Raw genomic sequence first — 12,516 nt, forward strand, 5'->3', positions numbered from 1 at the left:
TATGGCGAATCAATTGCAATTTGAAAATTCACCGTACCTCAAACAGCATGCACACAATCCGGTAGATTGGATGCCTTGGGGGCCGGAAGCTTTAAATAAAGCAAAAGACGAAAATAAACTGATTATCGTAAGCATTGGCTACTCCGCTTGCCATTGGTGTCATGTGATGGAGCGCGAAAGTTTTGAAAACTCTGCCATCGCCCAGACCATGAATAAATTCTTTGTCTCGATCAAAATCGATCGCGAAGAACGCCCCGACATTGACCAAGTTTATATGTTAGCTGTCCAATTGATGACGAATGCGGGCGGATGGCCTTTGAACTGTATCTGTTTACCAGATGGTCGCCCGATTTATGGCGGCACCTATTTTAAACCGCACGACTGGCAGAACATCTTGTTACAAATTGCTCAAATGTGGGAAGAGAAGCCCGAAGTCGCATTGGAATATGCCGAAAAGTTAAACAACGGTATTCAACGGGCTGAAAAACTACCTATCCACTCCATTCCCGAACAGTATACTAGTGAAGACCTACGTGAAATTGTAACACCATGGATCGAAACTTTTGATAAAAAAGAAGGCGGTTATCAAAGAGCGCCAAAATTTCCACTACCAAACAATTGGTTGTTTTTTCTAAAATATGGAGTACTTGCCGATGATAAAGAGATCTTGAACCACGTGCATTTTACATTGAAAAAAATCGCTTCTGGCGGTATATACGACCAGATTGGTGGTGGCTTTGCGCGGTATTCAGTCGATCCCTACTGGCATATCCCCCATTTCGAAAAAATGCTCTATGATAACGGCCAATTGCTATCTTTATACGCCGAAGCTTATCAACAGCATAAAGATCCATTTTATAAAAGAATAATCGAAGAAACGATTGCTTGGGCCGAACGGGAAATGCTTGCCCCCAATCATGGTTTCTACAGCGCTCTTGATGCCGACAGTGAAGGTATTGAAGGAAAATTCTACTCCTTTTCAAAAACCGAATTGGATGAAGTGCTGGGCAAAGACGCTGGACTATTTAGTCAATACTTTAATATTACAGAATTGGGCAACTGGGAGGAAGAGCAAACGAATATTCCTATTTGCGCCATAAATGCAGACCAGTTAGCTGCAAAGGTCAATATGTCAGCTGACGAATGGTCAGAGTTTCTAAAAGATTCAAAGAAAAAATTATATGACTTCCGCGAAAAAAGAGTGCGGCCGGGACTCGACCATAAACAATTGACTTCTTGGAATGCCCTATTCTTAAAAGGACTCGTTGATGCCTATTCCAGTCTGGACAACAGACATTTTCTGGAGCTGGCCTTGAATAACGCACAATTTATATGTAATGAACTTATCCAAAATAATGGGCAATTACTGCATCAGCCAGAAGATAAAAATAGAGCGATTGCAGGCTTCCTCGATGATTATGCATTCACGGTTGAAGCGTTCATAGTATTGTATGAGGCTACATTTGATTTCAATTGGCTAACCAAAGCAAGACAGCTTGCCGACAAAGCTATTGCCTTATTTTACGATGGATCGCAAAAAACTTTTTATTATACATCATCGGAAGCGGAGCAACTCATCGCACGAAAAAGCGAAATCATGGATAATGTAATCCCATCTTCTTCATCGACCATGACCCGTCAACTGAAACGTCTAGGTCTACTTTTTGATAATGAAAATTATATCGCCATATCAGACCAATTATTAGCGAATGTATTCCCTCAAATCAAGACTTATGGTTCGGCCTATTCAAATTGGGCAATATTATTGCTAGAAGAAAGGTATGGAATCAATGAAATTGCATTGACGGGCAAGAAAGCAATGGCTTTTAAACATGAGCTCGATCAATATTATATTCCAAATAAAATTGTTCTTGGCGGTACAGAAGAAAATCTTCCACTTCTAAAACATAGGGTTGGAAAGGAGACAAAAGCTTATATTTGTAAAAATAGGACCTGCAGTCTGCCTCAGGATTCAATAAAAGCGTTAATAAATTATATTTAATAAACGGTAGCCTCGGCTTCCAAAAATCAAAATCAGATGGCTATAAAAGCAAACGACGTCGTAGCATTGACGTACAGACTTCACACAGTAGAAAACGGTGAAAAAGTTTTCGTTGAAGAAACAACTGCAGAACAACCTTTAGATTTCTTATATGGTGTAGGTATGATGTTACCTAAATTTGAAGAAAACATCGCAGATTTAAATATTGGTGATAAAATTTCATTTGAATTGGCACCTGATGATGCTTACGGTCAAAAAGACGAAAGAGCATTCGCACAATTGCCAGTTGATATGTTCAAAGAAACAGGATTACCTCCAGTGGGAGAAGTATTACCTTTGCAAGACAACCAAGGAAACCAATTCCGTGCGGTGGTAGCTGAAGTTACTCCAGAAATTGTTGTTGCTGACTTAAACCACCCAATGGCTGGTAAAACATTAAATTTTGATATCGAAATCTTAACTGTACGTCCTGCTACTGAAGAAGAATTGTCTCATGGACACTCACATGGTGTAGACGGTACACAAGGTCACTAATTGCGGCCGAAATAACTGAATAAAATAGGGCGCCAAAATGGCGCCCTATTTTATTTATAACTTTTTAAAAAATTATACTGTCCTCAAACGCAATCGATATGTTGACATTTTCGGAAAAAGTAGTTTTATTTAACAAACAACTTCATTATCAAGGGAATTTACCTATAGGGTTCAACGTCATTAATCCTTATCTCGATAATCCCGAGACATTGGTCGTGATGGAACAGTTTTACAAAAAATTTTACCAGGATAACTTACAAAGAAAATTCATTATCGGCATTAATCCGAGCAGGCATGGCGCAGGAGTAACGGGTGTTCCTTTTACCGACACGAAAAGATTAGCTAGCGCATGTGGTATACCAATGCGTTCAGCACACACGCATGAAATATCCTCTGTTTTTATGTACGATATGATCGAAGCCTATGGAGGACCAAACATTTTCTACAAACAGTTTTATATCAATTCGCCTTTTCCCCTAGCAATTGTTCGCGAGACAAATCCGAACAACTGGATCAATGCAAACTATTATGACGATAAGCAGCTTTTTGAAATGGTGAAGCCCTTTATGGTTGAATCCCTAAAACAACATATCGCTATGGGGCTCGAAACGGATAAAGTCTTTGTCCTTGGAAAGAAAAATGCTACCTTCCTTGCAAAAATTAATAAAGAAGAGAAACTATTTGGAGAGATGATTATTCTGGACCACCCACGCTATATCCAACAATATAAATCAAAGGACAAGCAACACTATATTGACAACTATATCCAATTATTAAGTGGCTTATAAAATGTGGAGAATGGTAAATCCGCAAAGTTGACACAGTATAGCCTTTCCTATATTATTTCATCAAGAAGTCCGTGTTTTGTACGTTATTTCACTCTCCTTCGACAATGATTCGAGGCATCTTCGGGCCTTATTCGTACTTGCGAGCACATAAGAGTGTTTTCCGACAGCCTTGCTACCGCCTTATCTCCGAGCCTGACTCATACTCACCACGGACTCATGTCGCGCTCACTACAGACTTATCTCGAGTATGTGGCGAAGCTGTATCAAAGCATATACGAGTCTCCCTCAGAGCAGCAGTTTTACGTCCATACAAAATTTAAAAACGATCCTTGTATACGTAATTGATAAAATATCCAATGCAATTTTTATAATAGGCCTTTACTGGCTATTATGAATTTAATAATTGTTAGTCAAAGGCAATTTTAAATCTCCCAAAAATAAACAATTATTTGGCTTTCAGTATTTTAATTTGCAAATTCAACCCATGGCTATATTAGAAAATGGGAATCTAAAAGGCTTGGTTGGAAACCTTGTCTTTCGAAAATCAAATGAAAAAACTATTGTGCAGACTGCCCCAGGGCGTAAAACAAAACAAACCAAGGGCACAAAAGCAGCTGCTACAGATTTTGGTCATGCGAGTACTGCAGGATCCCGCATACGACATATAATGGCAGAAGTTCACCTCAAATTGCACGATAGCAATATGCACAATCGCCTCATCAATCAGTTGAAAAGAGTCACCCGCCCAAATAGAGCGCCTCTGGGTGAAAAGACGATTCGAGGCGGAAAGATCGATCGGATAGTAAACTTTCAATTCAACGACAAATGCCATATGCATGACTACATGCATTTTGATCCAGAAATAAAATTGTTGGATAAAAAACAAATTGCCATAAAGTTCCCAAAATTTGACATGCAAAACGATATTCATCGTCCAAAATACTGTAATCTCATGAAGCTAAATCTGATGATTGTCGTATTTAATTTCGACAAACAGATCTATGTCCGTAGCCACAAACACCAAATTCCGTTGAGCTTACAGGCAGATCCTAGAACTGTTGAATTGGAAGAATTACGATTTGATGTGAACGATCGAGATGCTGAGACCGTACTTATTGGAATGAATATCGAATACTATGAAAGATTTCGCGAAGATTATGCCCTGCTAAATAGTAAAGATCTGCATCCTGCGGCAATTGTTGGTGCATTTATTATTGAATCTTAAAAGCAAAATATAGACATAGGCACTATAGAGAAAGAAATACCTTAATTGTTCATTATTGATATCACCGAAGAGGCGATTCGATTAAACACGCTATTACAGTTTCTCAATCTCCTCAATTGACAATCCTATAATATCAGCTATGACCTTGGAATCAAAACCACTCTTCAACATCTTTAAGGCTGAGATTCGCTTCTCAGCTTCAGCCTTCGCTCGTTCCTCTTGCCGACCTTTTTCTATTCCCTTTTCCATGCCTTTTTTAATGCCTTTTTCCATGCCTATACGTTCCGCTGTAAGGCGAATGCTTTCCGCATCTCTTTTATCCTTAAGGCTCAATTCATATGCTTTCATATCTTCTGAATTTAGATTTGACACCTCTCCTATGTCAAAGATAAGACCAAAGACACGCTTATCCAAAAATTTCGGTATTTCATTGAGTTTAGACATATGTTTGAAAAGATAAAGCCACATGTCCATAAAACTTTTTATCTCAACCTCCTCTTTGCGAAAATTAGGCAACAAAGAAGTTTAAAGCCTAACTTATCGTAAAACTGTTCACCTTTCTCACGATCACAAAGTACTACATCATAATAGTATCGATCATTATCAATGTTATCCGATGCAAAATTAAGAATACCAATGAAATAAACTTCTGGTAGCTCATAGGTATTTCCGCTATGTCCGCGTGGAACTAATGTATGTATAAGACGCGAGCTGTAATAAACCATACGATCACGAAAAAAGTCTTGGGGAAGTTGTTGCATTTCGATAATGAAATGACTATTGTCATCACTGGTACAATAGAGGTCAAAAATGACTTTACGATTGTGTTCGTGTTCACCAATACGCTCTGTGGGGCGATATTCCAGATCGCGAATAACTTTTTCCCCAGCAAATAGGCCGTTAAGGAAATGGATCAGATTTTCTTTACCACTTCTGGGGCCAAAGTACAGTTTCATACCAAAATCGGTGCACATATCTACATATTTGCCCAAGAGATTATTCTGCTTTTTCATAAACTACATAATTGATTATTTGAATGAAAATACAAATAAAATACACTGAAAGCTAAAAATATTAGTTTTTTTTATTCTGATTAAATCGCTCGATTGTAAAGAAGTACTTTAATTTTTAACATGCCGTATTTGCAGGCAAGAATGAATTTCTTAGCTGTTTTTCTTTGTTTAGGTGTAGCTGAGTTATGATGGGAATAGCTTAACATCCACATAAAGTCTTTTAACAGTTTTTCTACTTTAACATGGAGTATCGCACATAACATTCTGAGATTACTTGGAATATCCAATTTGAGGTCTCTAACCTTTGAACCATACATTTCGTCGATTTCGGCATACTTATGATACATGTCTACCGTTACAACCTTGTTTTAACCTTTCTTCTTCATATCAAGTCTATTTTGATTTGCACAAATAAACACATCTCTATCTACGTACCGAACCAAAACCACTTGTAAAATACCTAACATAATTTGTATCACACTAGGATTTCTTGTTTTGTACCATCTAAAGATATTTCGTATCTTAAACACTTAATATTTGCTAACTTTGGATTTATGAGTACAACCAGCGCAACAAACCATATAGGAAGAAAAATCTGTCGTATCCGCGAACTGCGTGGTATGAAACAGGCATTCGAATTGGGTGTAAGCCAACAAGCTGTATCCAATATGGAGCGTAGTCCTGAGATAGAAGTAAGTCTATTGGCTCAGGTAGCGGAAGCATTAGGTGTTACGCCTGAAGCCATTGAGAACTTTGATGAAGAAGCAGTGTTTAATATTATAAATAACACTTTTACAAGCCACGACACATCTACACTAAATGCAATAAATATACATCCGAACTTTAATCCGCTTGATAAACTCATCCAAGCATATGAAGAAAATAAAAGGCTCTACGAACGCCTTTTGGAAGCCGAAAAAGCTAAGGTGGAGTATTTAGAAAGGCTGCTAAAGAATAGATAATCCATTATCTAAAGCGATCTGATATCGAATGTTATTAGACGGAATTAATGATATAAATCAATGAAGTTTATGAAAACGCGGAGAATAAGCAGTTTATTCTCCGCGTTTTTTGCGGTAAATAACCCATATATTTACCACATATACTTTAGAGATCGATGAAAATTAATTGATAAACAATTTCAGCCTGATTAAAAAGTTCAGAAATGAATATTATTTCAAACTATCCAATCTACTATAGATCATTGCCTTAAAAGTTCGTTGGCGGCTCGACCAAGCGTCTGGCTTGAACAATATCTTAATGACATCGCTTTCATAATTATCGGTTATCTTGAGAATCAGTTGTTCAAGTGCGGATGGATCCGTACGATAATCAATCTGTACATTAGCTGCGATAGCACGCAAGAATCTTAGCTTATCGTGGGCATAAAGATATTTCCAAAATTTCAGTAGTACAGAAGGACGAACACGATAATCTATCACCTCAAGCATTTTTTTATAATTCTTTTCATATTCCAATATCCTGAAATACAGCTCATCATACCCTGCATATTCCATATTATTGCGAAGCATACTCAATGTCCTCGTCCTAAATTTCTTATTGAGCTCCTCATCGTTGGAATGATCCATGATAAAAATGAAATCAGCGATATTTGGATCACTTAAAAATTTTTCCATTTTAATATGGGCAAGCTTGCTAAAATCGCCAATATCAGCATATAAATCCTCTAAAATCTCCAAAAAAGGATCATTATAATTTGAATTTACATTGCCAGCGATAACCCTGTTGCAATAATCAATCGCTTTGTTGGGATCATGATCTCTTATTGCTTCTATTAATTTCAAATTATACTTAGCTTCCCATTGGCGGGGTACAAAATAATCAGCACTGTCGTCAAACATATTATTCTCAAGCAATACATCTAAAAAAAAGCTATCGACAACTATGTCCATGCGATAGCCCCCTACTAAAAGGGATGCAATCATATCCTCTATTTTGGCAGCCAGGAATCGTTTTCGATCCGTCGAAGAGCTTTTATAGATCAGTATAAATAATTCCAACATCCCCCCCTGTGAGCTTTCATCCGCCCACATTTTATCCCAATACGCATTTGTCAATGTTACCCACTGTATGTCAGAATCAACATGAGCAATGATTCCAGCGATTTTCAAATTTCCGGTTTCAATAAACTTTCTAAAACGCGTACCGGTATAGAAAACGCTATATTCAAGATCGAAAACAGTATTATAGACTGCCGAAAACAAATCGATGATCTTCTCATTTCCAATATTCAAGGCTAAATACTCCCAAAAAGGCTCAAGAGCCTTTTCCCATAGCTGCGCAATCTTCTTTACTTCCGAAGCTTCGACTTTCTTGCGTTTCCCCACCACCGAGGCAACCGCATCTTTTAAAATCTTCGCGACGTCTGTTTCTTGATATTCATGCTTATTTTTCCCAAATTTCAACAGAAACTGTAATTCAATATCTTTATTGGATTTGAAAAGTTCCAACAGCCAGGAGGCTAACACTTCCTGTTCCAAGGTCAATAATAACTGTTCACTTTCTTTAACTTTTTTTATTCTGCCTTCCTTTGTATTATTTTTCTTTATTGGGCTCTGCCTCTCCCCAGGTAAGAATTGCATTAAGATCGCTATTTGATGTAAACAATAGGCATCTTTACGCCCACAGTCGCAAGAATGACCGACAACAACATCTTTATCCAACTGGACATTAATATCATAAGATTCCTCCCCCTCATCTACATAAGCCACAAAATTTCCTTTTACTTCAACTTCTTCCAATTCACGAACGACGAGTTTTTTAGCTTGTGTAAGCTTAGTTTCACTCTGTTTAGCTAAGATCTGTGCTATTCTCATTTTGATTTCTATTTCTGCCCAACCAGTTATTGCTATCACCTGTCACCGACATACTATTGCTCATTCTAACCGTCTTAGTACGCGCATACTAATTTATATTCTCTTTCTCACATAGACATATAGGACAGTAAGCTTCTTAAAGTTTCGTCGCCCGTAACATTTCCCTTTTTCCAGGTGCACCGGGAGCCTTCTCAATAGAAAAGCCTAAAGATTTCATACTACGTTTAAGATTACCCGTAATCGCATAAGTCACAAAGACGCCCCCCGGTTTAACAAACTGCGCAACATGTGCTAATGCCGCATCGTTCCACATTTCGGGCTGATGTATGGCAGCAAAAGCATCAAAATATACGACGTCAAATTGTTTTTCTGTTTGAAAATCCATCAATAAAGTATGAGCAATAGTGAGTCGTAAACGTTCATGAATTTGCATCTCCTGCTGCAATGCAGCTTCATAGCAATTCAGGTAAGATGACCACACTGTTGAATCCACAGTGTCGTTATACCCTGTCTCGGCAATGGTCATCAGTGGCAAAGGAAAACCCTCAATTCCAACATAGTCTACCTGAAATGACCTGTCCCGAATGAAATCGGCTGTCTGAAGAAAATTAAGTCCGGTACCAAATCCAACTTCCAAGATAGCAACATCCGAAGCTCCTGTCTTTTGCACATAGTGATCCAAACCTGTTTTGATAAACACATGCTTACTTTCCTGTACGGCCCCATGTGTTGAATGATAACATTCGCCGATCTCGGCATTGTACAATGTCTTCGAGCCATCTCCGGTCGTTACAAAATTCATTTTTCTTATACTCATTATTAAAAATCTAATAGCCTTATCTCCCTCCCCCAACAAGACATAAACAAGGTCTTCATGAATCTTCGGTTCCATTCGACACAACACGCCTCTATACTCCAACTTTCTACCTGCAACCGCGACGGTATGCTATCAGAAGATTCGTTCAAAGATAAAAAGCCGGTTCGAATAAACTCCGATTAATCTTTATCAAAACGTAAAATGAAAATAATAGATAAAAAGATTATTTTAGCGCCGTAAACACGAAACAATCACTGAACCTAATGGCATACTCGGCAAAAACTTTTATACAGCACTACGGCAGCATCTTACTCCTGCTTCTTGGCATCAGTATCGGAAGTTTACTTGGTATCTTTTTTCCACATTTTGTGGATAACCTTAAACCAATTGGGGATATCTTTCTCAATCTGCTATTCGTCAGTGTTATACCCCTCGTCTTTTTCGCAATAGCTTCGTCTGTGGCCAATATTGAAGGTGACAGTGTGCTGGGCAGAATTATTGGCACAATGTCATTCGTATTTGTTCTGGGCATTGTCGTTGCAGGAGTATCGACCATATTCTTTCTCTACTTATTTCCAGTACAGGCCCCACTCGCCATCGAACAGGGAAACACTATCATGGATACAGCCGTTCATGACTCCTGGGGTGAAAAGATGGTTCGATTCCTGACTGTTAGTGAATTTTCCAGTCTCTTATCCCGGCAGAATATGCTTGCCTTTGTCATATTCTCATTTTTGGTAGGTATCGCCACACGCAGGTCTGGCAGCTCCGCTGATATATTCCGAAAATTCATCAATTCCGGAAATGCCGTCATGGGCAATTTACTGGTCATGGTCATGAAATTGGCTCCGATAGGTCTCGGCGCTTATTTTGCCTATCAAGTTGGTACCCTTGGCCCACAGCTCTTTGGCTTCTATGCCAAACCCATTGGCCTCTATTATCTCTTTGGGGTACTCTACTTCTTCGTGGTATTTAGTGTCTTTGCCTTTCTTGCATCTGGTCTCAAAGGTGTCAAACGCTATTGGAAAAACAATATTTTACCTTCGCTGACTGCCCTCAGCAGCTGCAGCAGTCTTGCGACCATGCCGGCCAACTTACTGGCAGCAAAACAAATTGGCATCCCCGATACGGTAGCCAGCGTCGTCATTCCTTTGGGCACGACCTTACATAAACATGGTTCAGCTATTGCCTGTATCTTTAAAATTTACATTGCGCTGCTGTTGAGTGGACAAGAATTCTTTGAACCAAGCAATATGATCATGGCGGTCGGAATCACCTTGTTGGTCAGCATCGTTGCCGGCGGTATTCCAAACGGGGGATATATCGGTGAGATGCTCATCATATCGGTTTATCAAATGCCGACTGAGGTGATTCCTTCAATTATGATCATTGCGACATTAGTAGATCCGTTAGCGACGATGCTCAACGCGACCGGCGATACGGTCGCTGCAATGCTCACTACCCGCTTCATAGGACAAAAACTGGCAGACCCAGTCCCAGCAAATCAGGTTTAAAGCCTAACATGCAAGTTATTCAGCTTAAGTTTAATCAATCAGAGCTATAATAGTGGAAATTGGTTTTTGTCTAACATATTAAAAGCGGTAAGCAAAGAATAACTGTCCGTATTGATGTCGATGGAAGACAGACTTAAGCTCCGTGGAATTGAAAATGTAATTAATGCCGTAATTAACCTTATGGTCAGACCAGTTGAATCCTACGCGATGAGTAAGCATCCACGGTTCAATCTGATATAATTCACCGATCGGATCATCTTTCCCCAATCCCCCCTGTATAGTGGAATTATAAAAAACCCGTGTCAAACTAGGCTGATAGACAAAGTACCATTCCTTCTCGTTGTTACTTCTGGCCTGCGTTAGATGTCCACGGGTAAAGGTCGATGCATGGTACGATTTGAGTTTACCTGCACGTATCGGAATTCCTGCCTCGATGTTGGTATTGTTCATGCCCAGCACGCCTCTTCCCATTACGCCAAGATCAAAGGACTGCGAACCATTCCGGTAAATTCCTTTGAGATATTTCGCCTGCATATCCACACCAAATGCATTGTGCAGCTCCGTTTCCCAACCTGTTGCCTTATACAGTCCAAAAAGGTGGTGAATAAACTTCTGTGCTTCTTCACCATATGATCTGGAGCCAATTTGCCCAAATTCCACCTTTAGTTCCACAACCTGATCCGCCTTTAAAAACCGGGCTGCACCTGCGCTCAAATAAAGGTAACCTGCAAAAGGTCGGTCGTATGTCCTATTTTGCCGGCGATAGTCCACTATGCTAATGCCGTTATAGATTCGTTGTCCAATTTCAAAGTCCAAAACAGTATTGGACGTCTCCACCTCGCTTCTGGGTTGTATTGCCACACGATAATTGACATTGATACCATTCGTATAATATCTATCCTGGCCCACCAAGAGGTAAACATCATTATCATTTTGGATAGAAAGTTCGTGTTTACGGAATTTCACCTGCCCAAGCACAAGAAAACACGAAGATAATAGGGATAATAGGAGCCCTAAGGATCGCAAACCAACACTCATATTAACAGGCAATTGTAAAATTCATGTGAAATCATCGGAAATAAAAAATCAAATCTTATCTCAAATTATTGAAAAGCATTGGTATACGTCATATTTTTCAAACCAATTTAATCTATTTAGAATAGATATAAATAATATGGAAAAGTTGCATTATTCCTTTCTTAGCGAATCTATTTGTAATTTTGCATTCGATTAGGTGTCAAATGTAAGAAATTCGGGATTTTTATAAGAAGTGATCTAAATATTTTACCTAGTAAACATCATCACCAAAACAAAGAAACTGAGTGAAACGATTTATGTTTTCGATATAATCAAGCACTTATAAATAAGTAAATACAATGAAAAAAAGTTCAATTATTCTAATCGCTATCATCGCTGTCGCCATTGCCATGATACTTGTTATCTACACCGATTCAAGTACGTATTCGACATTTACCGAAGCTAAAGAAAAGAAAACCGAACTGTATGTCGTAGGTCAATTAAATAAGGAAAAAGCGCTTCACTATGATCCTAAGACCGACGCCAACAAATTCTCGTTTTTCATGTTCGACAATGATGGCACAGAGTGTGAAGTGATTTTTAAGGGCGCCAAACCTCAGGATATTGAACGTTCAGAGCAAATTGTATTGACCGGTAAAATGGATGGAAATGTGTTTAGGGCGAGTAAGATCTTAATGAAATGTCCGTCAAAATATAACGATAAATCGGTCGTTACCGAGATCAATGCGACTGCTTTCAATAATTAATT

At 38.8% G+C, this 12,516-nt stretch carries 12 protein-coding genes; 7 read left to right on the top strand and 5 right to left on the bottom strand.

Annotation, left to right across the window (positions count from 1 at the left end):
* The first annotated feature begins 1 nt into the window (after window position 1).
* From VXM68_RS02160 to VXM68_RS02175, 4 genes are all read left to right on the top strand, one after another.
* Window positions 2–2,002, top strand: coding sequence for a thioredoxin domain-containing protein (locus VXM68_RS02160; protein WP_367210299.1), 2,001 nt, complete (start codon window positions 2–4; stop codon window positions 2,000–2,002).
* Window positions 2,003–2,038: 36 nt separating this feature from the next.
* Window positions 2,039–2,536 (top strand): peptidylprolyl isomerase, encoded by a 498-nt coding sequence (locus VXM68_RS02165; protein WP_209580491.1) that lies wholly within the window; start codon window positions 2,039–2,041, stop codon window positions 2,534–2,536.
* Window positions 2,537–2,634: 98 nt separating this feature from the next.
* Window positions 2,635–3,324, top strand: a complete 690-nt coding sequence (locus VXM68_RS02170) for an SMUG2 DNA glycosylase family protein (RefSeq protein ID WP_367210300.1) — start codon at window positions 2,635–2,637, stop codon at window positions 3,322–3,324.
* 484 nt (window positions 3,325–3,808) lie between these two features.
* The gene (locus VXM68_RS02175; protein WP_294345890.1) at window positions 3,809–4,549 is read left to right on the top strand and encodes a hypothetical protein; all 741 of its coding nucleotides are present in this window, start codon (window positions 3,809–3,811) and stop codon (window positions 4,547–4,549) included.
* Between the two features lie 93 nt (window positions 4,550–4,642).
* On the opposite strand, the gene VXM68_RS02180 is transcribed toward VXM68_RS02175, so the two are convergent.
* Window positions 4,643–5,023 carry a hypothetical protein gene (locus VXM68_RS02180; RefSeq protein ID WP_367210301.1) on the bottom strand — a complete coding sequence of 127 codons (381 nt, stop codon included), beginning with the start codon at window positions 5,021–5,023 and terminating at the stop codon, window positions 4,643–4,645.
* A gap of 8 nt (window positions 5,024–5,031) precedes the next feature.
* Complete coding sequence (locus VXM68_RS02185) at window positions 5,032–5,562, bottom strand: PD-(D/E)XK nuclease family transposase (RefSeq protein WP_367210302.1); 531 nt, start codon at window positions 5,560–5,562, stop codon at window positions 5,032–5,034.
* 554 nt (window positions 5,563–6,116) lie between these two features.
* Between VXM68_RS02185 and VXM68_RS02190 the strand changes: the two genes are divergently transcribed.
* On the top strand, window positions 6,117–6,524 hold the full coding sequence (locus VXM68_RS02190) for a helix-turn-helix domain-containing protein (RefSeq protein ID WP_367210303.1): 408 nt from the start codon (window positions 6,117–6,119) through the stop codon (window positions 6,522–6,524).
* A gap of 210 nt (window positions 6,525–6,734) precedes the next feature.
* On the opposite strand, the gene VXM68_RS02195 is transcribed toward VXM68_RS02190, so the two are convergent.
* Both VXM68_RS02195 and mnmD read right to left on the bottom strand, forming a co-directional pair.
* Window positions 6,735–8,399, bottom strand: a complete 1,665-nt coding sequence (locus VXM68_RS02195; RefSeq protein ID WP_367210304.1) for a hypothetical protein — start codon at window positions 8,397–8,399, stop codon at window positions 6,735–6,737.
* Between the two features lie 136 nt (window positions 8,400–8,535).
* Window positions 8,536–9,216: a tRNA (5-methylaminomethyl-2-thiouridine)(34)-methyltransferase MnmD gene (mnmD, locus tag VXM68_RS02200; RefSeq protein ID WP_367113671.1), complete on the bottom strand. Its 681-nt coding sequence runs from the start codon at window positions 9,214–9,216 to the stop codon at window positions 8,536–8,538.
* Window positions 9,217–9,479: 263 nt separating this feature from the next.
* Between mnmD and VXM68_RS02205 the strand changes: the two genes are divergently transcribed.
* Window positions 9,480–10,730 (top strand): dicarboxylate/amino acid:cation symporter, encoded by a 1,251-nt coding sequence (locus VXM68_RS02205; protein WP_367210305.1) that lies wholly within the window; start codon window positions 9,480–9,482, stop codon window positions 10,728–10,730.
* A gap of 78 nt (window positions 10,731–10,808) precedes the next feature.
* Here VXM68_RS02205 and VXM68_RS02210 read toward each other — a convergent pair whose 3' ends face one another.
* Complete coding sequence (locus tag VXM68_RS02210) at window positions 10,809–11,768, bottom strand: lipid A-modifier LpxR family protein (protein WP_367210306.1); 960 nt, start codon at window positions 11,766–11,768, stop codon at window positions 10,809–10,811.
* A gap of 338 nt (window positions 11,769–12,106) precedes the next feature.
* Between VXM68_RS02210 and VXM68_RS02215 the strand changes: the two genes are divergently transcribed.
* Window positions 12,107–12,514 carry a cytochrome c maturation protein CcmE gene (locus VXM68_RS02215; RefSeq protein WP_293956832.1) on the top strand — a complete coding sequence of 136 codons (408 nt, stop codon included), beginning with the start codon at window positions 12,107–12,109 and terminating at the stop codon, window positions 12,512–12,514.
* Window positions 12,515–12,516: the final 2 nt, after the last annotated feature.

This window comes from Sphingobacterium sp. R2, assembly GCF_040760075.1.
In the GTDB taxonomy this organism is placed as follows: domain Bacteria; phylum Bacteroidota; class Bacteroidia; order Sphingobacteriales; family Sphingobacteriaceae; genus Sphingobacterium.

Bases quoted from the DNA above. Each gene is read 5' to 3' on its own strand.
- VXM68_RS02170 (WP_367210300.1), top strand. From the start codon at position 2,635: ATGTTGACATTTTCGGAAAAAGTAGTTTTATTTAACAAACAACTTCAT.
- VXM68_RS02185 (WP_367210302.1), bottom strand. From the start codon at position 5,562: ATGAAAAAGCAGAATAATCTCTTGGGCAAATATGTAGATATGTGCACC.
- VXM68_RS02175 (WP_294345890.1), top strand. From the start codon at position 3,809: ATGGCTATATTAGAAAATGGGAATCTAAAAGGCTTGGTTGGAAACCTT.
- VXM68_RS02165 (WP_209580491.1), top strand. From the start codon at position 2,039: ATGGCTATAAAAGCAAACGACGTCGTAGCATTGACGTACAGACTTCAC.
- VXM68_RS02190 (WP_367210303.1), top strand. From the start codon at position 6,117: ATGAGTACAACCAGCGCAACAAACCATATAGGAAGAAAAATCTGTCGT.
- VXM68_RS02210 (WP_367210306.1), bottom strand. From the start codon at position 11,768: ATGAGTGTTGGTTTGCGATCCTTAGGGCTCCTATTATCCCTATTATCT.
- VXM68_RS02180 (WP_367210301.1), bottom strand. From the start codon at position 5,023: ATGGACATGTGGCTTTATCTTTTCAAACATATGTCTAAACTCAATGAA.
- mnmD (WP_367113671.1), bottom strand. From the start codon at position 9,216: ATGAGTATAAGAAAAATGAATTTTGTAACGACCGGAGATGGCTCGAAG.
- VXM68_RS02195 (WP_367210304.1), bottom strand. From the start codon at position 8,399: ATGAGAATAGCACAGATCTTAGCTAAACAGAGTGAAACTAAGCTTACA.
- VXM68_RS02160 (WP_367210299.1), top strand. From the start codon at position 2: ATGGCGAATCAATTGCAATTTGAAAATTCACCGTACCTCAAACAGCAT.
- VXM68_RS02205 (WP_367210305.1), top strand. From the start codon at position 9,480: ATGGCATACTCGGCAAAAACTTTTATACAGCACTACGGCAGCATCTTA.
- VXM68_RS02215 (WP_293956832.1), top strand. From the start codon at position 12,107: ATGAAAAAAAGTTCAATTATTCTAATCGCTATCATCGCTGTCGCCATT.